Here is a 26,557-nt window from a genome sequence, read left to right on the forward strand (position 1 = left end):
CGAGTTTTGTCCTTCATTCGTTTGATGAAGGACATTTCTCCGGATTCTTTCCGAGTTTTGTCCTTCATTCGTTTGATGAAGGACATTTCTCCGGTTCTTTTCTGAGTTTTCTCCTTCATTCGCATGATGAAGGACATTTCCACAAATTCTTTCCGAATTTTGTCCTTCAATATAATGGATTTTTATTTTTTATATTGCTTTGTCCGTTAAATAGAAAAGACCACCGTTAATGAAGGATATGTTAATCTTTGGCTCGTATTGCTCCTGAAGGGCCTGTTTTTCTGTCGAGTAGCTCTCATTATCTTCTTCAGCATCCTCATAAAAATGGTCTAATAACCGTAAATCCTGATCCCATCGCTTTCGTGCCTCATCAGCCCATGAATGGTCTTCCTCTGAAATCACTGATTTTAAATACGTTTCCACCCGCGACATTCCACTTTTGGGCCGAACTAAAGGTGATAAGGTAAAGGAGTAATCCGGAATTTTGGGTGTCAATGGTATTTGCAGTAATCGGTCGTGGAAATCCTCGACCATTTGTCCATTAATGAGCTGCAGGCCGATGGATTTAAAAACATCGCGCTTGCGGTCACATTGATAGGAAATCTTAACATTCATGCACAACCATGGGAGCAAGGGGGTCTGGTTCCCTTGCTGGCGATGGTTCTCATAAAGGCGAATATAACTGGCGAGATTTTTTGTTGATTCAAAAATTTGATGCAAACGTGGTGAACCAAAATGAATGATTTCGCCCTTCATATTTTCAGGGGCTCTTTCTTTGTCGGTAATGAACGTTAGACGCATTGGATTTGGACTTCCACCAGTTTTTTCAAGATAGTGCCAGTAAAACGGCCGGTTCATGAGTTCTTTATCGAGTTCAATCGTTAACTGAACGGTTAAATAGCCCGGTTTATTTTCAACTATTGGGCATTCATTCGCTTTAAAATAATTCAAAAGAAAGTTATGAATTTCCTGCTGCTGCATGTGAATCCCCTTTCTTCATATCCTCGGCAAATTCAATCATTGATGATAAATTTTCCATTTTTATTCGCATTTCGCCTTCGGATGCAGATTGACCGAAAATATCAATCAAATGATCTTCAATATTGCCAAATTCCAGTTTGGTTAAAATATCATCAAGTTCCCCGATAACCTTTTCAAAAAGATGTATTTTTTCATAAAGAAGCTTTAAGATATGTTCTTCGACCGTGTTTTTTATGGCAAAATTGTAAATCATGACATCCTTTTCCTGGCCAAGCCGATGAATCCGTCCAATTCGCTGTTCAAGCCGCATGGGATTCCAAGGCAAATCAAAATTAATAATATGATTACAGAACTGTAGATTAATACCTTCGCCGCCCGCTTCTGTCGCAATTAGTACTTGTGCATGCTTTTGGAACAATTCCCGCATCCAATCCTTTTTCCCGCGCTTAAAGCCGCCGCGGAACGGTACAGACGAAATCCCATGTTGTTTTAAAAACCACTGCAGATACATTTGTGTTGCACGGTATTCGGTAAAGATGATAACTTTATCATCAATTTTTTGAATCAATTCAAGAGCCTTTTCCGCTTTGGTATTTTGCTGAACGGCTTCCACCTTGTTAATCAGGAACTGTATTTGTTCCTCGAAAGCATGGGTTGGATTCTCCTTTTTCTGAAGCATGTTTTTCAGCGTATAAAAAACAGCTTCTCTGCTGCTGCATGCCTCACGTTGAAGTGTCATAACTGAGAAGGCACTTGACTGAAGCCAATCACCTTCGTGTTTCATTGTATTAATCGCCTCATATAGCTCTTTTTCAGGAGCTGTAAATTCAATTGGGATGGTTTCTACATGCCGTTTCGTCCATTCAATCCCTGTATCGGCCCGGCGGTTGCGGATCATCACCTTGTTTACCAATTCTTTTAAATGCTCATTATCATTTAATGACCTTGCGTCACGTTTATATTTTTCATAGAATGCGGTCTCACTGCCTAAATGTCCGGGTTTTAGCAGGGAAACAAGGTTAAAGATTTCCTCAATTCGATTTTGAATCGGTGTGGCTGTTAAGAGTAAACAAAACTTCTTTTTAAGATTTTGCACGAATTCGTAGTTTTTCGTTTTGTTATTTTTTAATTTATGTGCTTCATCAATGATGATGAGATCGTAGTCCAGGTTGTAAATAATACTGCGATGGGGGTCACGTTTGGCTGTATCAATGGAGGAAACAACGACATCACATTGTTCCCAAACATAACTTTTCCTCTGGGTTATCGCTGGGATAAAAAATTTGCTATTAAGCTCAATCGCCCATTGGGTTACCAATGAAGCGGGGACAAGAATCAATACCTTTTTTACTAATCCACGAATCATATATTCTTTTAAAATTAAGCCAGCCTCAATTGTTTTCCCAAGACCTACCTCATCAGCTAAGATGGCTTTTCCATTCATGTGTTCAATTACTTGTTTTGCTGTTTCGAGCTGGTGCGGAAGGGGAGTTAAATTAGGCAAATGACCTGGAGCTTGCAATCCCTCAAATTCAGGAATCACCAGATGTTTTTCGACTCCGATTGCCAGCTTAAAAAGCTCCCAGTTCCCCCATGGGCCATCGTTGTCAATTCTATGTAAAAAGTCGTCCTGCCAAGAGGAATCAAATTGAATTTCGACCGACATGATAACAGCTCCTTTTCATACATTGTCTACTTAAGTGCTTAACCAATTTTCATATTGGGAAAGCGCCTCCACTTTTATCATAAAGTTATTGCCCAATGTGTTGGTTTAATGGTAGGATGAAAATAGCTTTGAAAGTTTTAAATATTTTAATAAGGTAATTTATTTTAGAAGTATAATTAGTATGACCAAATTGGAAAATATTATAATGCGAATGACAACAAGGGGAGAGACTACTTTGTAGCGCCGAAGGAGCAAGCAGATTTGTGAATCTCTCAGGCAAAAGAACTCTTGTTTGACGCAGCTCTGGAGAGTGCTGGCCAATAGGATCAGCCACCAAAGGGGAAAACCATTTTCGGTAAACTTTCAGGTGCAAGGACAGAGACCTTCTTTATTCAAAGGGAGGCTTCTGTCCTTTTTTATGCTCTTTTTCGGAAGACCCAAGCATCTGTTTGTTTTTCTTAAATGAAAAAAGGATAATATTTTTTTCAGAGTAAAAGATTGAAGGGGGATATTAGGATGACGGAATTAAAACGTACTCCACTTTTCGATGTGTATAAAGAAAATGGGGGGAAAACCATCGATTTTGGCGGCTGGGAGCTTCCTGTTCAATTCTCGGGCATAAAGGATGAGCATGAGGCAGTCCGTAATCGAGCAGGGTTGTTTGATGTATCCCATATGGGGGAAGTGGAAGTAACAGGCCCTGACAGTTTAAGCTACTTGCAAAAAATGATGACAAATGACATTTCAAAAGTAAAAAACGGCGGTGCCCTGTATACAGCAATGTGCTATGAAAACGGCGGTACAGTGGATGATTTACTTGTTTATAAAATCGAAGATGACCATTTTCTCTTAGTTGTTAATGCGTCCAATATTGAAAAGGATTATAACTGGCTTGAAGAGCATTTAGAAGGTGAGGTCAGCATCGAAAACCTATCAGAAAAAACAGCTCAACTTGCTATTCAAGGGCCACTTGCTGAACAGGTATTACAAAAACTTGCGACTGAAACAAATTTAAGTGAAATTGGCTTTTTCAAATTCCAGCAAGAAGTAAACATCCACGGCAAAAAGGCACTTGTATCTAGAACTGGTTATACAGGTGAAGATGGTTTTGAAGTGTATTGTGATGCAAAAGATGTTGTCGAATTATGGAGAGCTATTTTAGAAGCAGGTAAAGAAGAGGGCGTTATTCCGTGTGGCTTAGGCGCACGTGATACCCTCCGTTTTGAAGCGAATTTAGCCCTTTATGGACAAGAATTATCACCGGAAATTTCTCCGTTAGAGGCAGGTATCGGCTTTGCAGTCAAGGTTAATAAAGAAGCTGATTTTATTGGGAAAGAAGCCTTAAAACAGCAAAAAGAAAATGGGTTAACCAGAAAATTGGTTGGGATTGAAATGATTGACCGCGGAATCCCTCGTCACGGATATCCTGTCTATACGGGTGAAGAGCTAATTGGCGAAGTGACTACTGGAACCCAGTCGCCTACATTAAAGAAAAATATCGGTCTTGCCCTCATTAAGACTGAATTTACCGGGCTTGAATCCGAGGTTGAAATTGAAATTCGTGGGAAACGTTTAAAAGCTGCTGTAGTTCCAACACCTTTTTATAAAAGACAAAAGTAAAACTAGAGGAGGGAATTAGGTATATGAAACATCGCTATTTACCTATGACTGAACAAGATAAGAAGGCTATGCTTGAAACGATTGGTGTTTCTTCAATTGATGAACTGTTTAGCGATATCCCGGAAAAAGTAAGATTTAAGGGTGAGTACAATATTAAAGCGGCTAAGTCCGAGACAGCGCTAATGAAAGAGTTATTTATGTTAGCCGACAGCAATGCCGACCTTAAAAGGAATGTCTCTTTTCTAGGTGCCGGTGTATATGATCATTACATGCCCGTCATCGTTGATCATGTGATTTCGCGTTCTGAATTTTATACTGCTTACACACCGTACCAGCCGGAAATTTCTCAAGGCGAGCTGCAAGCCATTTTTGAATTCCAAACGATGATTTGTGAATTAACAGGAATGGATGTGGCCAACTCCTCGATGTATGACGGCGGAACTGCTCTAGCGGAAGCGGCAATGCTTAGTGCCGGTCATACTAAACGGAAAACAATCGTCGTTTCAGGTGCGGTTCATCCTGAGTATCGTGACGTTCTTAAAACGTATGCAAAGGGTCAGTATCTTGAGGTGGTAGAAGTTCCGGTGAAAGATGGCGTGACAGATGTTGATGCATTAAAAGGAATGGTGAATGAGGGCGTTGCAGCGGTAATTGTTCAATATCCAAATTTCTTTGGCAGAATTGAACCGTTAAAAGAGATTGAAGAAATCGTTCATGCTGCTAAAGGGATGTTTGTTGTTAGCAGCAATCCGTTATCCCTTGGCGTTTTAACACCTCCTGGAAAATTTGGTGCGGATATTGTCATAGGGGATGCACAGCCTTTCGGAATCCCAACTGCATTTGGCGGCCCGCACTGCGGCTATTTCGCTGTTACAACCAAATTAATGCGGAAGGTACCGGGACGTCTTGTCGGTCAGACCGTAGACGATCAAGGCCGCCGTGGATTTGTCTTGACACTCCAAGCTCGTGAACAGCATATCCGCCGTGAAAAAGCGACATCCAATATTTGTTCAAATCAAGCGCTCAACGCCCTTGCAGCATCTGTTGCAATGACAGCTCTTGGTAAAAAAGGTGTCGGTGAAATGGCTGCAGCAAATTTACAGAAGGCGCATTATGCAAAAACGGCTTTTAAAGAAGCAGGATTTGAAGTCGTTAATGATGGCTATTCGTTCAATGAATTTGTTGTTAAATTAAACAAACCAGTTAAAGAAATCAATCAAAAACTGTTACAAAAAGGTATCATCGGTGGTTACGATCTAGGACGTGACTATACTGAACTAGCCAATCATATGCTGATTGCCGTTACAGAGCAAAGGACTAAGGAAGAGATCGATACTTTCGTGAAAGAATTGGGGGATCTGCATGCATAATCAAGACCAAGCACTCATTTTTGAAGCTAGCACACCAGGACGAATCGGATACAGTCTTCCAGAAATGGATGTTCCTGAATTAGATATCAGCGACCTGCTTCCTGATGGTTATCTGCGCACAGTAGAGCCTGAACTTCCTGAGGTTTCTGAGCTTGATATTATGCGCCACTATACTGCTCTTTCAAAAAGAAACCACGGTCTAGACTCAGGATTTTATCCATTGGGTTCTTGTACCATGAAATATAATCCGAAAATTAACGAAAATGTTGCCCGCTTTAATGGATTTGCCCATGTCCATCCACTACAGGACGAAAGCTCTGTTCAAGGTGCATTGGGACTTTTATACGATTTGCAGCAGCATTTAATTGAAATTACCGGTATGGATGAAGTGACATTACAGTCTGCTGCAGGTGCACACGGGGAGTGGACTGGATTAATGCTAATCCGTGCCTACCATGAGGCAAATGGAGATCTGAACCGGACAAAAGTAATCGTTCCTGATTCTGCCCATGGTACAAACCCTGCCTCTGCCACCATTGCAGGTTTTGAAACAATTACGGTAAAATCCACTGACAAAGGACTTGTTGATCTAGAGGACTTAAGGCGTGTGGTAGGTGAGGATACGGCTGCCCTCATGCTTACTAACCCGAATACGCTTGGGCTCTTTGAAGAACACATCATTGAAATCACTGAAATTATTCACGATGCAGGCGGAAAGGTTTATTATGACGGGGCAAACCTAAATGCCGTTCTTTCAAAAGCAAGACCTGGCGATATGGGCTTTGACGTTGTACATTTAAATCTTCATAAAACCTTTACAGGCCCACATGGCGGTGGCGGCCCTGGTTCTGGTCCTGTTGGTGTTAAGGCAGATCTAATTTCGTACTTGCCAAAACCAATTATTTCAAAGCGCGGCGAAGAGTTTATCCTTGATTACGATCGTCCGCAGTCTATTGGCCGTGTGAAGCCGTTCTATGGTAACTTCGGCATCAACGTTCGTGCCTATACCTATATTCGTTCGATGGGTCCAGATGGCTTAAAAGCTGTGACGGAATATGCGGTATTAAATGCTAACTATATGATGAGAAGATTGGCTGAGCATTATGATCTGCCGTTTGAAAAGCATTGTAAACACGAATTTGTTCTTAGCGGCAAACGCCAGAAAAAATTAGGTGTCCGCACATTGGATATTGCAAAACGACTGCTTGATTTTGGTTACCATCCACCAACCATTTACTTCCCATTAAATGTGGAAGAATGTATCATGATTGAGCCGACTGAAACAGAATCAAAAGAAACACTTGATTCCTTCGTCGATATTATGATCCAGATTGCCAAAGAAGCAGAAGAAAATCCAGAGGTTGTTCAAGAGGCGCCACATACAACAGTTATTGGCCGCTTAGATGAAACTCTTGCAGCACGTAAACCAGTTTTAAAATACCAAAGAGCTTAATAAATAAAAAAAGGTCAGATTCGAAAAATGAATCTGGCTTTTTTGCGTTTATGACATAGAAAAATAATTATAATGTCAATCTCAGGTAAATAATAAAAATAAGACAAGGAGGGAAAAGATGTCTAATTCAAATGATATTTCATTGACAGCATCGGAATTAGGAAATCTATGGATGACCTATCAGGATAAAACGATGTTAATGAGGATGGTAGAGCATTTTCTTGAACATGTGGAAGAGCAAGAAATTCAACAATTATTGACGTCTTGTTACGATTTTTCGAAACAAGCCGTAGAAACAATTACTACGATTTTTGAGGAAGAAGGGGCAGTGATCCCTCTTGGTTTTACTGAAAATGATGTATATAAAGGGAAGCCCAAATTATTTGACCATCTTTATGACTTAATGTTTTTACAAATGATCGATAAAATTGGGATTAGCCTTTTTGCGCTCTACTCAACCATGTCTTTCCGAAAAGACATCAGGAATTTTTTTAAACAATTGACTGATAACGCCCAAGAGGAATTAGACAAGGTGACACAAATTCTTTTAGAGAAGGGAGTTCTTGTTCGTTCGCCATATGTGTCAATGCCTAAGGAGGTTAAGTTTGTTCAAGATAATAATTATTTATCAGGTTATAACTTTTTAAATAAGACAAGGGCCTTAAATACAATTGAAGTATCGCTGATTCATCATGCCATCGAGACAAACCTAGTTGGTTTGCAATTAATGATTGGCTTTGCCCAAGTTGCAAAAGATAAAGAGGTAAAAGAATATTTTGTTAAAGGCATGAAATTATCAATGAAAATTGAAACTACATTAGGTGAATTTCTGCGCCAAGATTTCATTGAACCACCGGCTACCCCTGCTGGGAAAGCCACCGATTCTACTGTTGCTCCATTATCAGATAAGTTGATGATGTATATCACTAACTTGTTAAGCACTTTTGGTCTTGGAAGTAATGCACTTGGGGGAGCATTTTGCTTACGAAGTGATTTACCATTGACAATGGCTCGGATGGCGTTGGATATTTACAATTTTGCCAAAAATGGCGGGGAAATTATGATTAAAAACGGTTGGATGGAGGAGCCGCCGCAAATAGAAGATCGAAGAAAGTTGACTAATTCCTAAAGAATGAGATTTAGACCTAATAAAGAGGATGTATTAAAAGGGTCTGACCCTTTTGATGCATCCTCTTTTGTTCTTATTTCTTCGCTTTTACTTTACCTGTCCATTTCTTGAACCCGCCTTGCAGCTGGGTAAGTTCTTTGTAACCTCTTTTGTGTAAAAATTGTGCAGCACGTGCACTGCGCATACCACTTTGACAATACAGGTAAACTGGCAAATCTTTGCGAAGTTCTTGCATACGCATTTTCATTTGTGACATTGGGATATTACGTGCTCCTAAAATATGGCCGCCATCAAATTCGTTCGCTTCACGAACATCTATTAGTTGTGCCTTTCTGTAACCTGCACGGAATTCTTCTTCTGTTACCGTTTTAACAATCCTCTTCTGATAGAAATAGGTGATAACGGAATAAATGATAACTGCTGCGAGAATGATTAATAAAACATAAAGTGAACTCAACTTCTTTTTGCCCCTTTCAAGCTTTCTTGCACTAGTTATTATTATATAAGTCATTTTGCTAAAGATAAAGATGAATAGCGAAAAATCTTTTACTTTTGCCTATTTAAAATTATAACAGAAACAACTTGTTTTGAAATCATATCAGATTTTGGTAGACTTAAATTAGAAATATTTTTTAAAAAATGAGGTTTGTTCATGAAAAGAGAAGTTTGGCGTTTTATCGATTCTGGAAATTGTTCTCCATCTTTTAATATGGCGTTGGATGAAGCCTTACTAGATTGGCACAGCGAGGGAAAAATTCCTCCCGTCATCCGTTTCTATGGCTGGAATCCTCCGACGTTGTCTGTAGGGTATTTTCAAAAGGTTGAAAAAGAAATTGACATGGATGCTGTAAAGGCACACGGGTTGGGGTTTGTCAGAAGACCTACAGGCGGGCGCGGCGTTCTCCATGAGCATGAGCTTACATATAGTGTAATCGTTTCAGAAGAGCACCCGGCAATGCCGAAATCTGTAACCGAGGCCTATCGTGTTATTTCGGAAGGAATCTTAAAAGGCTTCCACCATTTGGGTCTTGAAGCTTATTTTTCCGTGCCAAAGACAGCAGAGGAACGGGATGCCTTGAAAAATCCCCGCTCCGCAGTATGCTTTGATGCGCCGAGCTGGTATGAGCTGGTCGTGGAGGGCAGAAAGGTTGCTGGAAGTGCGCAAACAAGGCAAAAAGGGGTTATCCTCCAACATGGAGCAATTCTATTGGATTTGGATGAAGATAAGCTGTTTAGTTTATTTAAATATTCAAATGAACGGGTAAAGGAACGAATGAAAAAGGCATTTAAGGATAAGGCAGTTGCCATCAATGCGATTAGTCCAAAGCGGATTTCACTTGAAGAGGCAAAAGAGGCTTTTTATAAGGGGTTTGCTGAAGGGCTTAATATTGATCTAGAACCATATCAATTAACGGATGTAGAAATTGCATACGTTGAAAAAATAGCAAAAGAACGCTATGAAAGTGATGAATGGAATTTTAAACGATAATGGGAAGCGGCCGCGGCCGCTTTTTCTATTTTCTTTTTTTAAAAAAGAGGCAAGCCGCAAAAATTGTTGAATTTTCCTGTTTTAGGGCGAAAAACAAATAATAGCTTTTGTTTTCTCCTAAATCTAGTTTATTTTAAGTTTGACAAAATAAATGTTATTTGCTCGCTATACAATATATAGTGGTGTCGAAAATATTTTCGGTACTATATATTGATTTTTGATGTTTATTTTGTTAACGTAAGTGTATTAAGACAACTAGATATAGCAAAACATACTAGAATCTAACATAAGATAGAGATTTTTATTGAAGGAGTTGTTCTCATGTCTGTAGTTTTTAGACAAAAAATGAATATCGATTTTGAAAGGTTGAATGAGGATATCCGCTTGTTCCCCCAAGTACACCCGGTAACCCCAGATATGAAAATAACTCATAAGGGTGTTTCACGATTGGTCATGCTAGACCGTTACACCTTCAAAGACACAGCAAAAATTACCCTTACAAATGGCGACTTTGTTGTTTTAACAATTAAAGAAGATCCGAAATTTCCAGCAAGAGGTTTAGGAACGATCATGGAAATTGATTGGGAAAGTAAAAAAGCAAAGGTATTAATTGAAGAGGAATTCAGAGGCGCGCTCGACAATCCCGAGGAGACAAGTACAGGTATCATTGTCAGGTCTTTAGATGTCATTGAAAAGCCTCTCGAGCTCTTCTACGAGCAAATTGCGAAGAGGAATGCCACAGGTCTTGCATCTGTTGAAGAAACGGAAGAGAAGCGCCGCGAGTGGTTTGAAAAGTTCTATCAAGAACTTGTAACGATGAACTTTATTCCTGCAGGCCGTGTCTTGTATGGTGCTGGGGCAAATACCGACGTTACATTCTTCAATTGTTACGTAATGCCGTTCGTTGCAGATTCTCGTGAAGGTATCTCTGATCATCGTAAACAGGTAATGGAAATCATGAGCCGCGGCGGCGGTGTGGGCACAAATGGCTCGACTTTGAGACCTAGAAATACATTGGCTAGAGGCGTAAACGGAAAATCATCTGGATCGGTTTCATGGCTGGATGATATTGCGAAATTGACTCACCTTGTCGAACAGGGGGGGTCCCGGAGGGGGGCCCAAATGATTATGTTGACCGACTGGCATCCAGATATTATTGAATTTATTATTTCTAAAATGCAAAATCCTAGAATTCTACGATTCTTAATTGAAAATACAAAAGATGAAACGATTAAAAAACATGCGAATGATAAGCTAAAATTCACACCGTTAACTCTTCAAGAAACGGCAATGTACCAGGGAATCGTGAACTACAAAAACATTCCAGGATATGGTGGATTTAATGAAAATATCATAGCTGATGCAGAAGAAAAATTAGCAACCGGTGGAAATTACACTGTCCATAATTCAGAATTCTTAACTGGAGCAAACATTTCCGTTTGTTTGACAAAAGAATTTATGGATGCTGTAGAAAATGATGCTGAATATGAACTACGTTTCCCGTATGTAGAACACTACAACGAAGAGGAAATGAAAACTTACAATGAAGAATGGCATCAAGTCGGCGATGTACGTGAGTGGGAAAAACTTGGTCACAAAGTGCGGGTATACAAAAAAATCAAAGCCAAAGAGTTATGGAATTTAATTAACATTTGTGCTACCTACTCAGCAGAACCAGGAATATTCTTTATCGACAATGCCAATGACATGACCAATGCAAAAGCATATGGGCAGCAAGTCGTTGCAACAAATCCGTGTGGTAAAGTGGCTTAGTTTGCCTCACGTTAAAAATTGCGGAATTAAGCGGGAAGGCTGAGAGGCTAATCCGAACCGAAGGCTAGATGTAAAAGTTTGGTCAGGGGCAACGCATAGATGGTGAACCTGCGCTGCAGAATATAATCCATCCACGAGGCCGCAACATTACACACAAAAAACCATGTTCAAAAAATGAATTGATAGGATTAAGGTGATTAAAGTGAATAGAGGGTATGCGGGTTTTTATAAAGGACATTATTTAAGAAGTTCTTATGAATACGCATATGCTAAATATCTTGATTTTTATTCAATTCAATGGACCTATGAAGAAAAAGTATTCGATCTAGGTTATAAATTGTATAAGCCGGATTTTTTCTTTTACGATAAGGATAATAAGCTTGAAAAGATAGTGGAAATAAAATCGAGAAACAAGGAAGCAAAAGACAATGCAAGAAAATCTCTAAATACCATTGAAGAAAAATACAATATCAAATGCGAACTTATCTCATATGAAGAATTGCTTAAGATTTATAATGAGTTGCCATTTTCGTGCTATGGGCTACAGAAGGTACTGCAAAACAAAAAATGTTAGAGGGTTTAAGGAAATCTGGTTTAGCTCAAAAAGGTAAATTTAAAAAAACTAGACAAACCAGATTCTGCATAGAATGCGGACAAGAATTTATTGTAATTGAAACGTCCCCTCAAAAGTTTTGTAGTCAAACATGTGCCGGAAAAGAAGCTATAAGAATTGCCACAGATATTTACGTGGAAAAAAGAAAAGAGATTCATTATGGAATCAAGGAATATATAATTCAATGGACGAATGAAAACAGAGAACTTGTTCTTGCAACTCCTTTAAATAAGATAAAAACCACTATTAATCCATTATTAGAAGACATCCAAAAACTGTTTGATGTGAAAGATATTAGGGTTATTTCAAAGGCGGTTTTTGGAGAAGATCGTGGAAGAAAAGAGCTAATTAAATTTATGCAAAAGGTGTGTAATGAAAAGATATGCTGAACTAACAGGAATTCAACTGTTAGAACTATAGGATAAAAAGCCTTTAGGATAACAAACTGGAGCAACCTCTCGCACCATTTTCAGTCTGTAACCTTGCTGCTGTAAATCTTGCAGAAATGGCAGACAAGGAAACAAAAACTGTTGATTTTAAGAAACTAAAGAAAACTGTTGAAGTTGGCGTTAGAATGCAGGACAACGTTATTAACGCAACGCCATACTTTCTAGAAGAAAACAAAAAGCAAGCCCTTGGTGAGCGCCGCGTTGGACTTGGTGTAATGGGCCTACACGATTTACTAATCTACTGTGAAACAGAGTATGGTTCACCTGAAGGTAATAGACTAGTTGATCAAGTATTTGAAACAATTGCAACGACAGCTTATAGAACATCAATTGATTTAGCAACAGAGAAGGGAAGTTTCCCATTCCTAAACGGAGAAACAAGGGAAGATACAAACCGTCTTAGACAAGCTTTCATTGAAACAGGTTTTATGAAAAAAATGCCTGAAGATGTCCGTCAATCGATTTTAGAAAACGGAATAAGAAATTCACATTTGCTAACTGTTGCTCCCACGGGGTCCACTGGAACAATGGTTGGCGTCTCCACCGGATTAGAGCCTTATTTCTCATTCTCTTATTTCCGTAGCGGACGTCTTGGTAAATTTATCGAGGTAAAAGCAGATATCGTTCAAGAATATTTAGATCAGCATCCAGAAGCAGATGCAGACAATCTTCCAAACTGGTTTGTATCATCGATGGAGTTAGCTCCAGAAGCTCATGCAGATGTTCAGTGCGTCATTCAACGTTGGATTGATAGCTCCATTAGTAAAACGGTTAATGCACCAAAAGGCTACAGTGTTGAGCAGGTAGAGAAGGTTTACGAGCGTCTTTACCGTGGTGGTGCAAAAGGCGGTACTGTTTATGTGGACGGCTCAAGGGATTCACAGGTATTGACACTGAAAGCTGAAGAAAATACAAACGAACAATTATCGATGTTTGAGGATAAACCAAAGCAGCATGTCGTCCTAGTTGATACCATTACTGACCTACGATCAACGGATGTTACAATCGGTTCCGAGGTTGGAAACACATGCCCAGTCTGCCGCAAAGGAAAGGTAGAAGAAATGGGCGGCTGTAATACTTGTACCAATTGCGGTGCGCAATTGAAGTGCGGTTTATAATGGAATTCAAAGGGGATGGATGTAGTTTTGAAATAAAGTTGCGATGTTTATAAAAAAGTCGCGATATTAAAAAAAAGTCACGATGTTTATAAAAAAGTTGCGAGGAAATACCTCTTTGGATTTTTTTGTCTAAAGAGGTGTTTTTTTATGTCTAAAAGAACAAGAACGTCTAAAATCGACAAATGGATTAAAGAAGGCCGTGGATCTGGTTTGGCTCAGATAATAAACCGTGGTTGAATATTCAAGATGTCTCTTCGTTAGGTCGCTCTACTCGATTGAAAGGAATCAAAACAGGAAGGCAGCACGAATTTTTGTCCGATTTTCATATCTCCAGCTTTGAAATGTTTGAAGAACGTGAAATATGCTACTGGATTGACCGTGAACATTGGGGAAAAGGCATTGCAACGGATGCGCTTAAGCAGTTTCTATCTTTGGTAACAATAAGTCCGTTATACGTACGTGCTGCAAAAGATAATATCGGATCGAGGCTGGTTCTCGAAAAATGTGGATTTGCGATAACGGGAGAAGACAGTGGATTTGCAAATGCACGTGACATGGAAATTGAAGAATTTATCTTCACTCTTCGATGATAGTAGAAACTGAACTCATGATTGTTCTTATTTCATAAAAGGGGGCAAGAGTTAAAGTTCAATAACAAATCGATGGCTCCATTTTTCTTATTATGCTAATTGGTCAGGATTATTGAATAAGCAAGGGGGGCTTATTAAGGTAGATATTTCTAAATCATAAAGTTCTGGCAGGTCAAACAGGATTTCTTGTCGAAACTTAGACATATGAAATTCATTAAATTGGAGGAAAAACAGATGGCAGATGTTTTGTTGTTACACCATGTTTTAGGCCGGACGAAGGGGATTGAAGCAATCGCCGATCAACTAAGAGATGCGGGGCATACTGTGCACGTGCCAGATTTATTTAACGGTCGCATGTTTTCCTCTCTGGAGGAAGGCTTGGTGTTTGTTAAGGAAATCGGATTTGAAGAAGTGACGGCGCGTGGCGTTCGGGCAGCCAGCGAGCTTTCACGCGATGTCGTCTATGCTGGTTTTTCACTTGGTGTCCCGGCAGCACAGCAGCTCGCTCAAACTCGTGAAGGCGCCAGAGGCGCACTGTTTTTTCATGCCTGCCTCCCGACATCGGCGTTCGAATCTCAGTGGCCGGTCGACTTGCCTGTGCAAATTCACGCCATGAGTGCAGATCCTTTTTTCGTTGAAGACGGCGATATCAACGCGGCCCGTGAGCTTGTGGCGTCGGCCAATCACGCTGAACTTTTTCTGTACGAAGGCAAGGAACATCTCTTTACCGACAGCAGTTTACCGTCTTACGATGCTGACGCGACGAAACTTGTGATCAAGCGGGTTCTCGACTTTCTCGCATAGTTGTTTACGAAAAAAAATTCAGCAGCTGGGACATAACTAGACTAAAATAATAAGAAAAGCGGCAGAGCGCCATTGATATGTCAATATTTTATAAGAAATCAGCATAGCAAATGGCACCCTCTTTCGCACGATGACAATAGATATTGTCATCGTGCGAAAGAGGGTGCTATTTACTTGTTATTTGGTATGTCATTTTTATCAAAAAAAACAGGACACGATGCACCTCTTTTCAAATGGTTAAATTAATGTTATGATTCTATTGCTTTAAAAATAAATTTTAATGAGGTGAGGACAATGAAAACAAAAAAATATACGTCATATCCTCATATTGCTTTTTAGTTATCTTTTTACGAATACATTAGGCTCTGAGGGTAGGATTCACTCTCAGGGCTTTTATATTTAGGCAGAAGTAACGTTTAAGCTTTCTTGCCGATCTATGACAGCCACTTACAGAGTGGCTGTTATTTTTTTGTTTTCCGTTATTCACCGCTTTCCAAATATGAAAGGATGATGCTTTATTAAAAGACTCGCTCAATATTTTCGCTCCTTACAATCCGGTCAGTCATCTTACAGTATGATTTATGAAGACCCAATTTATTGGAATAATGATGTTGCCTATTACATTGAACGGACACATAAACTCACACTGGATAAACCATGTATCACCATAAAAATACCTTTTGACCGTATCGGCTTAGATAAAAATATGGACCAAGTTGTTCTCTCAGATTTTGCATTAAGAGGATGGGTTAATCATATTGAGGCATTAAATAAATTGATTTATAACCGGTCACGTTCTGATAAAGAAAATGGTGCTTTTTATTGTTTTCGTCCAACCAATGTGGTGTTGCACCGTAATGCATCCTTTGTCGAAGTCATCTCGGAAAAATGGTATCTATGCTTAATGATTACAGTTCAACTTCCATTCAGAAATAATGATAAAGCCATGCGCATGCTCTGCAAAATGCTTCCTAAAGAAGTGGAGGAGTTTATTGCCAAGTTTGATCTCATCAAATTAAATGCTGCCTATGAATTGGTAAAAAAGCAAAATATGATTCGCGAATGGCTAAAATCCAGTGGTTATAGCGCGTTTATTGGGAATGGCAGCATTTTGCCAAGAAATAAAGAAAACAGCGGGCCACTAGGAGGTGCCTTGTCTTTTACATCCCCGGAAGATGTTGAAGTTGAAATTTGTGGTTTGCGAGGAATGGGAATAAAACATGGTGTGACGGTCATCACCGGCGGTGGTTATTCCGGTAAAAGCACATTGCTGGATGCACTAAATTCGGGGATTTACAATCATATCATTGGTGACGGACGAGAATTTGTGATTACAGAACAAAGTGCAATGGAAATATCTGCAGAGGAAGGCCGTTCCATAAAAAATATCAATATTACGCCTTTCATAAAATGGATACCCAATAGTTCGGCTGAACAGTTTTCGACTGACTACGCCTCAGGTTCCACTTCTCAAGCCGCAAATATTATGGAGGCAATCAACTTCGGATGTAAGCTTCTTCTTATTGATGAAGATAGAAGTGCGACCAATTTTATGATTCAAGACATCAAAATGCGTTCATTAATCAAGCATGAACCCATTACACCTTTTACGGAACGTGTCAGGGAGCTTTATGAGGCTGTTGGCGTATCATCCGTTCTTGTTATTGGAGGTAGCGGTGAATTTTTATCCGTTGCCGATCAAATTATTTTGATGGACAATTTTGCCCCAAAAAATGTAACACAGGAAGCAAAAAATTTATGTGAACACGACAAACCACGCGAACGTATCCCCCTTACAAAATGGGAGATAGAAAGAAAAATAACCGCCGATCACTTTTCGAGCTATCCACAGGGCAGTGGTACAGAAAAGCTGATGGTTTCAACCATGGGATACATGATGATAGGTGATGAACAAATTGATATCAGAGGGCTATACAATATCACATCACACGCCCAGCTTGCGGCTATTGCCTTTTTAATTCGAAAAATCGCTATAAGAAATCAGGATCGTGTCATCTTTCTTCATGAAAAGATTAAAAAAGCTCTCGAAGATATGGAGAGAGAAGGAGTGGATATTGTATTTTCTTCCTTTTTTCCCGGTTTCGAAAGATGGCTTGAATTACCTAGAATTAATGAAGTATTATCTGTCATAAACCGAATGAAACATTTGAATTTTATTCAGTTTGAGCACTCTGAACACCTCTAATTACGACATAAATATTGATTTGTAAAAATAGCTTCCCAAATAAATTATATCAATATAACGATGTAACCAAATTGTAATCTTCCCGTGATGTCCTTGTTATTCTTTCCTTGTATAGTATGAGTATCAAATCACTCCAAGGGGGAATAACATTATGCTAAAAAAATTCATTACCGCTCTTGCGATTACAATTGGACTTAGCTCAGTGTTTGCCACGACGGGTGATAAAGCAGAAGCGGCTTATTATCATACAAAAGCAATCTCAGTTGCCAAAGCAAATCTCGGTGTTCCCTATCGCTGGGGAGGAATTTCACCAAGAGGTTTTGATTGCTCAGGTCTTATAAAATATTCATTCGGTCAGGCTGGAAAAGTATTACCACGTACAGCGGCTGATATGTACTATACAAAAGGATATCGAGTAAGTTCTATACAGCCGGGAGACTTGCTGTTTTACGCACCAAATAAAGCAAGCAAACCAACACATGTTGCGATGTATATTGGAGCAGGCAAGATGATTATGGCTTCATCGTCAAAAGGCGTCATGATTACCTATACCAATAACAGCTACTGGAATCCAAAATTTATTGGTGCAAAACGAATATAGTTTTTATTTAGTATCCACCCGAACATTGGCAAAGCCAATGTTCTTTTTTTATATTGCTATTACGGAAATCCCAAGTGGGTTATTGAATTTGCGGCAATAATTTGAACAATGGACAATCTTCACACATTCTTCATCCTATTATGTTATCGTAAATCTATTACAACTGCAGGGTGAGGATATGTACAATTTATTTAGTCAAATAAGTTCATTCTTAAGCCAACCGTTTTTGAATGTGACCAATAGTATAGAAGCCTGGCCTCTTTTATTTGCATTAATACTAGGACTTGTCGGAGCACTTGCCCCATGCCAGCTTACGGGAAATATTAGTGCAATCACGCTGTATGGAAATAGTTCGATTCAAACGAAAATTGTCTGGAGGGATGTTTTCAGTTTCACCTTGGGTAAAATAGTGGCATTCTCCCTATTAGGTGGTTTAGTTTGGCTCCTGGGCAAAGGAATTGAACAAAACCTAATCCTTTATTTCCCGTGGCTTCGGAAGATTATGGGCCCTATCTTAATTATTGTGGGATTATATATGTTGGGTTTTATAAAAATTAGAGGGACTATAAATCTATATAAGCACTCTAAGGAGAACAGAAAGGAAAGCCGTTTCGGTTCCTTCATGCTTGGATTTAGTTTTTCCTTAGCTTTTTGTCCGACCATGTTTATTTTGTTTTTCGTCACATTAATGCCAGTAGTGCTGTCAAGCTCATATGGTTTTATTCTTCCTTCCATTTTTGCCCTAGGAACAGCCTTACCACTCTTAATTGTCATTTTGATCATTTGGTATCTTGGCGGTGGTGGGGTATTAATGAAAAAGGGGAGAAAATTCGGTACCTTTGTTCAAAGACTAGCAGGAATCCTTATGCTTCTCTTAGGTATATTTGACACCTTAACGTATTGGTCACTATAAATTGAAAGAAAGCGCTGAGAATCAAGTACGTTGCAACAAATTATGTGATTTCAACAAGTTAGTACCGTCATAAAAAATATAATGAGATTATTAATGAGCTAACATTTTGAACAAATTATGAAAAGAGAAAAATTTTTGAAAAAATAAAAGGTACCTCTTTACATAGGGTAGGGGGGTATGGTAAGATTTGTTTATAGAAGTTCACATTATAAAATTTTCACGAAGAAGGGTTGGTTTTTTATGGAGAAGATTACACTAAACGTACAAGGAATGTCTTGCAATCATTGTGTGAAAGCAGTAGAAGGAAGTGTTGGAGCACTTAACGGTGTTGCCGCTGTAAAGGTAAATTTAAAAGCAGCTACTGTTGATGTGGAATATAACCAGCAGCAAGTTTCCTTGGATCAAATTAAAGAAACCATCGACGACCAAGGTTACGATGTGAAATAAGTAGTAAAACGACGTGCTTTCTTATAGCACGTTCTTTTTTCTAAAATATATACCTATATGGGGTATAAGGAGTTGGCTTTTATGAGTCATAGTCTCAAAGAAACAAGTTTACAAATTTCCGGGATGACCTGTGCGGCCTGTGCCACAAGAATTGAAAAAGGTCTAAACAGGCTAGCTGGTGTTGAGTCAGCGAATGTGAATCTCGCCTTGGAAAAATCCGCTATTAAATATGACCCGTTGCAGATCAACGTTGATGATATTGAAAAGAAAATTAGAGATTTAGGATACGAGGTTGTCACCGAGAAGACAGAGCTTGACATCACCGGAATGACCTGTGCTGCCTGCTCAACAAGAATTGAAAAAGGGCTAAATAGAATAGATGGCGTCATCAAGGCAAATGTGAATTTAGCTCTTGAAAAAGCAACCATTGAGTTCAATGGCTCCGTCCTTTCAACTGCCGACATAATAAAGAAGGTCGAGAATCTAGGGTACGGGGCAAAAATCAAAGAAGGAACGAAGGATTCTAGTGACTATCGCGAAAAAGAAATAGCCAAACAAACGAAAAAGCTGATTTTTTCGGCTATTTTATCCCTTCCCCTATTATGGGCAATGGCTGGCCACTTTTCGTTTACTTCCTTTATTTGGGTACCTGAAATATTTATGAATCCTTGGTTTCAGTTGCTATTGGCTACTCCGGTTCAGTTTATTATTGGAAGTCAATTTTATATCGGTGCCTATAAGGCGCTTAAGAATAAAAGTGCCAATATGGATGTACTTGTTGCCTTAGGTACTTCCGCCGCCTATTTCTACAGCCTTTACCAGGCCATCCTGACCCTGAGCGGAAAGATCCATATGGTGGAGCTCTATTTTGAAACAAGTGCTGTATTAATTACCTTGATTATTCTAGGAAAGTTGTTTGAAGCAAAGGCAAAGGGCCGTTCATCTGAAGCTATTAAAAAATTGATGGGACTTCAGGCAAAGACGGCTATTGTAGAACGAGAAGGAATGGAGCAAGAAATTCCGCTTGAGGAAGTAAACGTTGGCGATATCCTTCATATTAAACCGGGTGAAAAGATTCCCGTTGATGGAATCATTATCGAGGGTCAGTCAGCTATTGATGAGTCGATGTTAACCGGTGAAAGTGTTCCTGTAGATAAAAAAATCGGTGATCCCGTAATCGGTGCGACACTTAATAAGAATGGATTTTTAAAGGTTGAAGCTGCAAAGGTCGGCAAAGACACAGCGTTAGCACAAATAATTAAAGTAGTAGAGGAAGCACAAGGCTCAAAAGCCCCTATTCAACGTCTTGCTGATAAAATCTCTGGTGTGTTTGTTCCCATTGTTGTGGGCTTAGCCGTTTTAACGTTTATCGTTTGGTATGTTTGGGCAGCTCCAGGGGATTTTGCGGAAGCCCTTGAGAAAATGATTGCCGTTCTTGTCATTGCTTGTCCATGTGCCTTGGGGCTTGCTACGCCAACATCGATTATGGCTGGTTCTGGTCGTTCTGCCGAATATGGCATCCTTTTTAAAGGAGGCGAACATTTAGAAATGACCCACCGGATTACCACTGTTGTCCTAGATAAAACCGGTACGGTTACAAACGGAACTCCTGTATTAACCGATGCTTTCCCGGCTGAATCTTGGACTGAAAATGAACTTTTAGCAATCGTTGGATCAGCAGAGAAGCAATCGGAACACCCGTTGGCAGAAGCTATTGTCCAAGGAATCAAGGAAAAAGGGATCCAATTGAAGGAAGTTTCAAAATTTGAAGCAATCCCGGGATTTGGCATTAAAGCAACAGTTGATAAAAATGAAGTGTTAATTGGTACGAGAAAATTAATGAACATGTATGATGTCAATGTTGAAAAATCCCTTAAAAAAATGTCTGATCTTGAGACGGTTGGTAAAACCGCCATGCTTATTGCGATAAATGGACAGTACGCAGGCATGGTTGCTGTCGCAGACACCATCAAGGGAACTTCCAAAATGGCAATCGGACGTTTGAAGGAAATGGGACTTGATGTCATTATGATTACAGGTGATAATCAACGAACTGCGGAGGCAATTGCAGCCCAGGCGGGGATTGACCACGTAATCGCTGAGGTTCTTCCCAAAGGAAAAGCCGATGAAATCAAAAAATTACAGGCACAGGGCAAGAAAGTGGCTATGGTTGGAGATGGAATTAATGACGCCCCGGCATTAGCGATTGCTGATATTGGAATGGCCATTGGTACCGGTACGGATGTAGCAATGGAAGCGGCCGATATCACACTGATCCGCGGTGATTTAAATAGTATTGCTGATGCCATTTTCATGAGTAAAAAGACCATAACGAATATTAAACAAAATCTGTTCTGGGCGCTGGCCTATAACTCACTGGGCATTCCCATTGCGGCTCTTGGGTTCCTTGCACCATGGCTTGCCGGTGCTGCAATGGCATTCAGCTCGGTTTCAGTTGTTCTGAATGCATTAAGATTACAAAAAGTAAAATTATAGAAAGTGCCCAAAATGAGGGCAGAGTGTTTTAAAGGGCTGACACATAATTGTCAGCCTTTTTCAATTCTTACACCATCTATAGCTATTATACTGAATACATATAATTTCATGTTAGCAGGGTGATTTCCATGAATCAAATCTTATTAGTAGAAGATGAACAAAGTGTATTAGGGGTAATAAAAGCCTATTTAGAAAAAGAAGGTTACCTGGTTCACAGCGCTGATACGGGATTAAGAGGAATTGATCTTTTTATGGCTGAAAGATTTGACCTGGTAATTCTAGATTTAATGCTGCCGGATATTAGCGGTGAAGAGGTCTGTAAAATTTTCCGGCAAACCTCCGATGTTCATATTTTTATGCTGACGGCAAAAGGGTCATTAAATGACCGCATTGAAGGATTAAGGATAGGGGCAGATGAATATTTAATCAAACCCTTTAGTCCGAGAGAGTTGACAGCAAGAGTAAATGCTCTTTTCCGCAGACTTAATGGAAATGTATATTCTTCAGGTGTCATTTTTGATGATGGGAATCTGCAAATAGATTGTTCGAAAAGGACTATTAAAGTTTGTGGTAAGGAAAAGCCCTTTACCCCAAATGAGTTTGATATATTGAGAATCCTTGTTGCGAATAAAGGGAAGGTTTTATCCAGGGATCAGCTAATAGATAAATTATATGGAGAAGAATTTAGCGGCTTTGATCGGACAATCGATGCCCATATTAAAAATATTCGTAAAAAGATTGAAATGGATACGAAGAATCCTAAATATGTCGTAACCGTGTTGAAAGCAGGCTATAAATTTGGATGATTTCACAAATAATTAGTTGATTTTGTAAAAAAGAGGAAGTCAAAAAGCAGTGTGCTAAAGTCCATGCAAGACATCCTCTTTTTTAGTATTATATTTTCTTTAGATCATCAACTACCTTAATAACTCCTCGTTTCATTCCCATCCAGCAGCTAAACGGAATATCTTCACTACCAGGGGTAAATTCAATGATATTTTTTCCACTTTGAAGTTTCTGCTCTACATTCATATCAGGCATGACAATCGTATTGTTACAAACGGTAATTTGCTCTCCGTCCACAACCCACTTAACTGGAATTCCCTTTTGGACATAAAGTGTATTGGGAGTATAACCGTAGACGTTAGCTGTCATATTTAAAACCTGCACCCCATCCTTGAGTGTGGCATTCGTCGCATTTGCAGCGGCGGCGGGACTATTACCAAAAGCTCCGATATTGGCAAGCATAGAAGTCGGGCTTATATTCATTCCGGCAAGAGCTAAGCCCCTATTACTCATAACAAGTCCAAGAACGACAATAAGAATGCCGCTAAATTTAAGGATTTTCTTTGTGTAGCCTTTACTTAAAAGACTTGATAAGGCACCGAAGGTAAGCATGAGTGGGATCGTTCCAATGGCAAACATAAACATTGAGAGCGCCCCGCTGATTGCGCTTCCTGTTCCCAAAGCATATAGCTGCATGGTTTGCAGAGGGCCGCAGGGCATTAACCCATTAAGCATACCAATAAAAAACGGTGTCTTTGGTTTTGGTTTTGTTAATATTTTTATAACAGAAGCTGGCAGCTTAAACTGAACCTTTCTAAACGCTTTAAAGCCTGCCATATTAAAGCCCATCATAATCATGAATACACCGGCAAGAATTTGCATAGTAGATTTAGTGGTTAGTGAAAGTGCAAATACGGAACCAATCGCACCAACGATTCCACCAATAATGGTATAGGCAGTAACTCTTCCAAGGTTATACAAAATAGCCGGTTTTATCGCCTCAAATTTATTTTTACTTTCCTTACCAATAGTTTGGGAAAGCATAATCCCTCCGCACATTCCTACACAATGGAGGGAAGTGATCAACCCAACAATAAATAAAACAGCATAGGAAGCATTTTTGAGCTTATCTTCCATATTAAAGCTGCCGGTATTAATACCAAGCAGTAAAATAGCAGCACTGACGATAATGATGCCAATAACCTTAAAGCCTTTCCCATTTTCTGTACTGTAGCCGGCGTGATTAATTGCCGCCTTAATCTGGTTCATGCTGCATATTTCATCATTAAACTCAACATCTGCAAATTGACCCGTAAAATTCGCCTTAACATTGATGACACCATGTATCTTTTTCACTGTTCTTTCAATCCGCTTTTCGCATGATATACAGGTCATATTGTACACCTTTATTCTTTCCTTCCGAATACCCATAAGGTTAACCGCCTTTTCAAATTAATAAGAATAATAAAATGATAGGGTAAGTGTATGAAATCGATATGTTGATGGTATGAAGAAAATAGGTACAAAAAATGTACACTTTATATAAAAATTTTCCCCCTGTCCAATGTACTATTTTGGCGATGTGCTGATTAAAGATGTAAAAATGAGTTCATCTTAGGGGTGGCTGCCATGAAAATAGACGGTGTTTTTTCCGGAGGGGGAATTAGAGGGTTTTCAATCATTGGAGCCTATGAAGAAATTGAAAACAGGGGGTTTCAGTTTGTCAGGGTCGCAGGAACGAGTGCGGGGTCTATTGTTGCCGCTTTAATTGCCGCAGGTTATACGAGTAAAGAAATTTATCAATTAGTGGATGAGTTTGATTTGCCTAAAATGCTTGATGCCCGGAAATCCATCATTCCATTTTCAATCGCAAAATGGCTGCATGTCTATTGGAAGCTTGGTCTTTATAAGGGAAATGAACTAGAAAAATGGATGAAAGAAAAGCTTGAAGCAAAAGGGCTGAGAACATTCTCTGATCTTCCGCCCAATGCCCTAAGAGTCGTTGCCTCAGACCTATCGAATGGGCGAATGGTCGTTTTGCCCGATGACTTAGAAAAATACGGAATTTCCCCAGGGTCATTCTCTATTGCTAAAGCAATTAGAATGAGTTGCAGTATACCGTACTTTTTCGAACCTGTTAAATTACGATCGATTGATGGGTTGAATGTTATTGTGGATGGTGGTGTACTCAGTAATTTCCCCATGTGGCTTTTTGATAGGGATAATGTAAAAAAGGTTCGGCCTGTGCTTGGTATTAAGTTAAGTCCAAGTGAATATGAACATGAAAAACATCAAATAAAAAATGGTATTCAGTTAATGTCCGCCTTGTTTGAGACTATGAAGGATGCACATGATCAACGTTATATTTCGAAAAAACATGTGGAAAATATTATTTTTATTACAGCTGAAGGGGTATCGTTAACCGAATTTAATCTAACGGATGAAAAAAAGCTGAAATTATTTGAAATTGGCAAAGAGTATGCGAAAAATTTTTTAGATAAATGGGGTTACTAGGAAACTATTTCATAAAAAAATCGAGTGTCTAAAAAGACGCTCGATTTTTCTTTTTTCCCTTTTTTCCATCGATAACGGTCAAGTGAGCAGGGGATTTCTTTTTTGTCTTGTTGTTTTTCTTTAATGTTGTTAACGTCCCAAGAGAAGAGGTTTTTACGGTCGTATCTCCACTCTTTTGCTGCAATCGTTTTTTTGATCTTTTTGCTGCTTTAAGAAATGCCCGCTGCTCTTTTTTCTGAGGGCTCGAATTTGAAAACTTTCGAAAAAGGAAAAAAATCGCCAGTCCGATCAATGCGATGACAGCTATTCTCTGAATGAAACCGGCAGGATTAGCTGTAAATGATCCAACAAGGCCAAGTAGAGCAAGAATAATGAGTATCCCAACAATAATAACGGGCGCCCGATTTTTCAAGAATGCCACCTCCCTAAGAGCATCTTAAGCATTTTTTTATTCTTTTAAACACATAAAAATAAAGATTTAGACAATTTCTTTACTTTCCATTTCGAATTCTGATTCCCTTTCCCGTTTAAGTAATTCGTTAAAGGAGAGAATCGCTACTTCCACTTGGTCATTATTTGGTTCCTTCGTCGTTAACAATTGAAGCCAAAGCCCTGGAATTCCTAGATACTTCAAGACAGGAATGTCGCGAAGTTTATTGGTGATTTGCAAGACTTCAAAAGCAATTCCTAACACTACTGGTATTAAGAGAAGTCGATCGACTACCCGTAACCAAAGGGGTGACGTAGGGACCAACATATAAACAAACACACCAACGATAACGGTAAATAAGATAAAACTACTGCCGCATCGATAGTGTAATCGGGAATGGGCCTGAACATTTTCAACGGTCAATTCTACCCCTGCTTCAAAGGTGTTAATTACTTTATGCTCAGCACCATGATATTGAAACACTCGTTTGATTAATGGGGTAAGCGAAACAAAATATATATAGGTAAGGAGCAGCAACAGCTTAAAGAAACCTTCCACTAAAACTTGAGCAAAATCTGAAGGAAAAATGGGTTTCGTTAGTACAGCTAAAAAGACTGGTATTAACGTAAAAGCAAATTTTCCAAATAAAAATGAAAGGACACCTATAGCGGCTACACCTAAATACATCGTTAACTTTGAAACTTCCTTTTCCTTTATTGTTTCATCATCTTTTGGATCTACATCGTATCTCTCCGTTGAGAAATTTAAATGTTTTGATCCATTGGCACTAGATTCAATAATCGCGATGATCCCTCGCAGGAACGGGATTTTCTTTAATCCAGTTAGAGCAGGATTCGCTTTCCTCGGTAAATGAAAATATTCAATCGAACGATCGTTTCTGCGAACTGCGGTAACATAATGATGTTTTCCGCCAAACATGACTCCTTCAACGACCGCTTGGCCGCCATACACAGGTTTTTGAGAATTGGACATGGTTATTAACACCAACCTAAACATTAGTTGCACAATAGCAGAAATGTGATAAATCTGTTTGTACTTACATTTATTCTACTAGAAAAATGAAAAAACCTCTAGGATGACAGAATATT

At 39.2% G+C, this 26,557-nt stretch carries 22 protein-coding genes, 3 pseudogenes and 1 riboswitch; of the genes and pseudogenes, 19 read left to right on the forward strand and 6 right to left on the reverse strand.

Annotated features, from left to right (window positions below):
* Positions 1–189: 189 nt before the first annotated feature.
* Together BABA_RS07585 and BABA_RS07590 are read right to left on the reverse strand one after the other, a co-directional pair.
* The gene (locus tag BABA_RS07585; RefSeq protein ID WP_007084568.1) at positions 190–981 is read right to left on the reverse strand and encodes a YqhG family protein; all 792 of its coding nucleotides are present in this window, start codon (positions 979–981) and stop codon (positions 190–192) included.
* Positions 959–2,647: a DEAD/DEAH box helicase gene (locus BABA_RS07590; protein ID WP_007084569.1), complete on the reverse strand. Its 1,689-nt coding sequence runs from the start codon at positions 2,645–2,647 to the stop codon at positions 959–961. The genes BABA_RS07585 and BABA_RS07590 overlap by 23 nt, the downstream gene beginning before the upstream one ends.
* A 211-nt stretch (positions 2,648–2,858) precedes the next feature.
* A riboswitch (glycine riboswitch) is annotated at positions 2,859–2,945 on the forward strand.
* Positions 2,946–3,163: 218 nt separating this feature from the next.
* On the opposite strand from BABA_RS07590, the gene gcvT reads away from it, so the two are divergent.
* From gcvT to BABA_RS07610, 4 genes are all read left to right on the forward strand, one after another.
* The gene (gcvT, locus tag BABA_RS07595; RefSeq protein WP_007084570.1) at positions 3,164–4,267 is read left to right on the forward strand and encodes a glycine cleavage system aminomethyltransferase GcvT; all 1,104 of its coding nucleotides are present in this window, start codon (positions 3,164–3,166) and stop codon (positions 4,265–4,267) included.
* 23 nt (positions 4,268–4,290) lie between these two features.
* Positions 4,291–5,637: an aminomethyl-transferring glycine dehydrogenase subunit GcvPA gene (gcvPA, locus tag BABA_RS07600; protein ID WP_007084571.1), complete on the forward strand. Its 1,347-nt coding sequence runs from the start codon at positions 4,291–4,293 to the stop codon at positions 5,635–5,637.
* Positions 5,630–7,090, forward strand: a complete 1,461-nt coding sequence (gene gcvPB / locus BABA_RS07605) for an aminomethyl-transferring glycine dehydrogenase subunit GcvPB (protein ID WP_007084572.1) — start codon at positions 5,630–5,632, stop codon at positions 7,088–7,090. Before gcvPA ends, gcvPB begins: the two co-directional genes overlap by 8 nt.
* Before the next feature lie 118 nt (positions 7,091–7,208).
* Positions 7,209–8,219 (forward strand): DUF3231 family protein, encoded by a 1,011-nt coding sequence (locus tag BABA_RS07610; protein WP_007084573.1) that lies wholly within the window; start codon positions 7,209–7,211, stop codon positions 8,217–8,219.
* Positions 8,220–8,292: 73 nt separating this feature from the next.
* Here the strand turns inward: BABA_RS07610 and BABA_RS07615 are convergent, their stop codons facing one another.
* On the reverse strand, positions 8,293–8,676 hold the full coding sequence (locus BABA_RS07615) for a rhodanese-like domain-containing protein (protein ID WP_007084574.1): 384 nt from the start codon (positions 8,674–8,676) through the stop codon (positions 8,293–8,295).
* Positions 8,677–8,871: 195 nt separating this feature from the next.
* Between BABA_RS07615 and BABA_RS07620 the strand changes: the two genes are divergently transcribed.
* From BABA_RS07620 to BABA_RS07675, 14 genes and pseudogenes are all read left to right on the forward strand, one after another.
* A complete protein-coding gene (locus tag BABA_RS07620; RefSeq protein ID WP_007084575.1) occupies positions 8,872–9,708 on the forward strand; it encodes a lipoate--protein ligase family protein in 837 nt (278 codons plus the stop codon).
* Positions 9,709–10,029: 321 nt separating this feature from the next.
* Positions 10,030–11,472: pseudogene (locus BABA_RS07625) on the forward strand (vitamin B12-dependent ribonucleotide reductase); the annotation flags it as partial.
* Positions 11,473–11,683: 211 nt separating this feature from the next.
* Complete coding sequence (locus BABA_RS28020; RefSeq protein ID WP_007084577.1) at positions 11,684–12,055, forward strand: hypothetical protein; 372 nt, start codon at positions 11,684–11,686, stop codon at positions 12,053–12,055.
* Complete coding sequence (locus tag BABA_RS28025; RefSeq protein WP_235749611.1) at positions 12,013–12,483, forward strand: hypothetical protein; 471 nt, start codon at positions 12,013–12,015, stop codon at positions 12,481–12,483. The genes BABA_RS28020 and BABA_RS28025 overlap by 43 nt, the downstream gene beginning before the upstream one ends.
* Positions 12,484–12,542: 59 nt before the next feature.
* Positions 12,543–13,661, forward strand: a pseudogene (locus tag BABA_RS07635) (vitamin B12-dependent ribonucleotide reductase); the annotation flags it as partial.
* Positions 13,662–13,808: 147 nt separating this feature from the next.
* Positions 13,809–14,020 (forward strand): annotated as a pseudogene (locus tag BABA_RS27845) (TnsA endonuclease N-terminal domain-containing protein); the annotation flags it as partial.
* Positions 14,003–14,251 carry a GNAT family N-acetyltransferase gene (locus BABA_RS27530; RefSeq protein WP_083865331.1) on the forward strand — a complete coding sequence of 83 codons (249 nt, stop codon included), beginning with the start codon at positions 14,003–14,005 and terminating at the stop codon, positions 14,249–14,251. The pseudogene BABA_RS27845 and the gene BABA_RS27530, both read left to right, overlap by 18 nt.
* 234 nt (positions 14,252–14,485) lie before the next feature.
* Positions 14,486–15,055, forward strand: coding sequence for a dienelactone hydrolase family protein (locus BABA_RS07645; protein ID WP_007084581.1), 570 nt, complete (start codon positions 14,486–14,488; stop codon positions 15,053–15,055).
* Positions 15,056–15,629: 574 nt separating this feature from the next.
* On the forward strand, positions 15,630–17,261 hold the full coding sequence (locus BABA_RS07650) for a P-loop domain-containing protein (RefSeq protein WP_007084582.1): 1,632 nt from the start codon (positions 15,630–15,632) through the stop codon (positions 17,259–17,261).
* A 151-nt stretch (positions 17,262–17,412) separates the two neighbouring features.
* Complete coding sequence (locus BABA_RS07655; RefSeq protein ID WP_007084583.1) at positions 17,413–17,862, forward strand: C40 family peptidase; 450 nt, start codon at positions 17,413–17,415, stop codon at positions 17,860–17,862.
* Positions 17,863–18,040: 178 nt separating this feature from the next.
* Entirely contained in the window at positions 18,041–18,775 is a 735-nt protein-coding gene (locus BABA_RS07660) for an urease accessory protein UreH domain-containing protein (RefSeq protein ID WP_007084584.1), read from the forward strand.
* Positions 18,776–19,015: 240 nt separating this feature from the next.
* On the forward strand, positions 19,016–19,222 hold the full coding sequence (gene copZ / locus BABA_RS07665; RefSeq protein WP_007084585.1) for a copper chaperone CopZ: 207 nt from the start codon (positions 19,016–19,018) through the stop codon (positions 19,220–19,222).
* Between the two features lie 81 nt (positions 19,223–19,303).
* On the forward strand, positions 19,304–21,718 hold the full coding sequence (locus tag BABA_RS07670; RefSeq protein WP_007084586.1) for a heavy metal translocating P-type ATPase: 2,415 nt from the start codon (positions 19,304–19,306) through the stop codon (positions 21,716–21,718).
* A gap of 128 nt (positions 21,719–21,846) precedes the next feature.
* Complete coding sequence (locus BABA_RS07675; protein WP_007084587.1) at positions 21,847–22,524, forward strand: response regulator transcription factor; 678 nt, start codon at positions 21,847–21,849, stop codon at positions 22,522–22,524.
* Positions 22,525–22,612: 88 nt separating this feature from the next.
* Here the strand turns inward: BABA_RS07675 and BABA_RS07680 are convergent, their stop codons facing one another.
* Positions 22,613–23,935, reverse strand: a complete 1,323-nt coding sequence (locus BABA_RS07680; RefSeq protein WP_007084588.1) for an urease accessory protein UreH domain-containing protein — start codon at positions 23,933–23,935, stop codon at positions 22,613–22,615.
* 198 nt (positions 23,936–24,133) lie between these two features.
* Between BABA_RS07680 and BABA_RS07685 the strand changes: the two genes are divergently transcribed.
* Positions 24,134–25,018: a patatin-like phospholipase family protein gene (locus tag BABA_RS07685; protein ID WP_007084589.1), complete on the forward strand. Its 885-nt coding sequence runs from the start codon at positions 24,134–24,136 to the stop codon at positions 25,016–25,018.
* A 28-nt stretch (positions 25,019–25,046) separates the two neighbouring features.
* Here BABA_RS07685 and BABA_RS07690 read toward each other — a convergent pair whose 3' ends face one another.
* Both BABA_RS07690 and BABA_RS07695 read right to left on the reverse strand, forming a co-directional pair.
* Positions 25,047–25,439 carry an SA1362 family protein gene (locus tag BABA_RS07690; RefSeq protein ID WP_275450337.1) on the reverse strand — a complete coding sequence of 131 codons (393 nt, stop codon included), beginning with the start codon at positions 25,437–25,439 and terminating at the stop codon, positions 25,047–25,049.
* Between the two features lie 57 nt (positions 25,440–25,496).
* On the reverse strand, positions 25,497–26,441 hold the full coding sequence (locus BABA_RS07695; RefSeq protein ID WP_007084591.1) for a DUF1385 domain-containing protein: 945 nt from the start codon (positions 26,439–26,441) through the stop codon (positions 25,497–25,499).
* Positions 26,442–26,557 lie beyond the last annotated feature (116 nt).

Source organism: Neobacillus bataviensis LMG 21833 (genome assembly GCF_000307875.1).
Taxonomy (GTDB): domain Bacteria; phylum Bacillota; class Bacilli; order Bacillales; family Cytobacillaceae; genus Neobacillus; species Neobacillus bataviensis.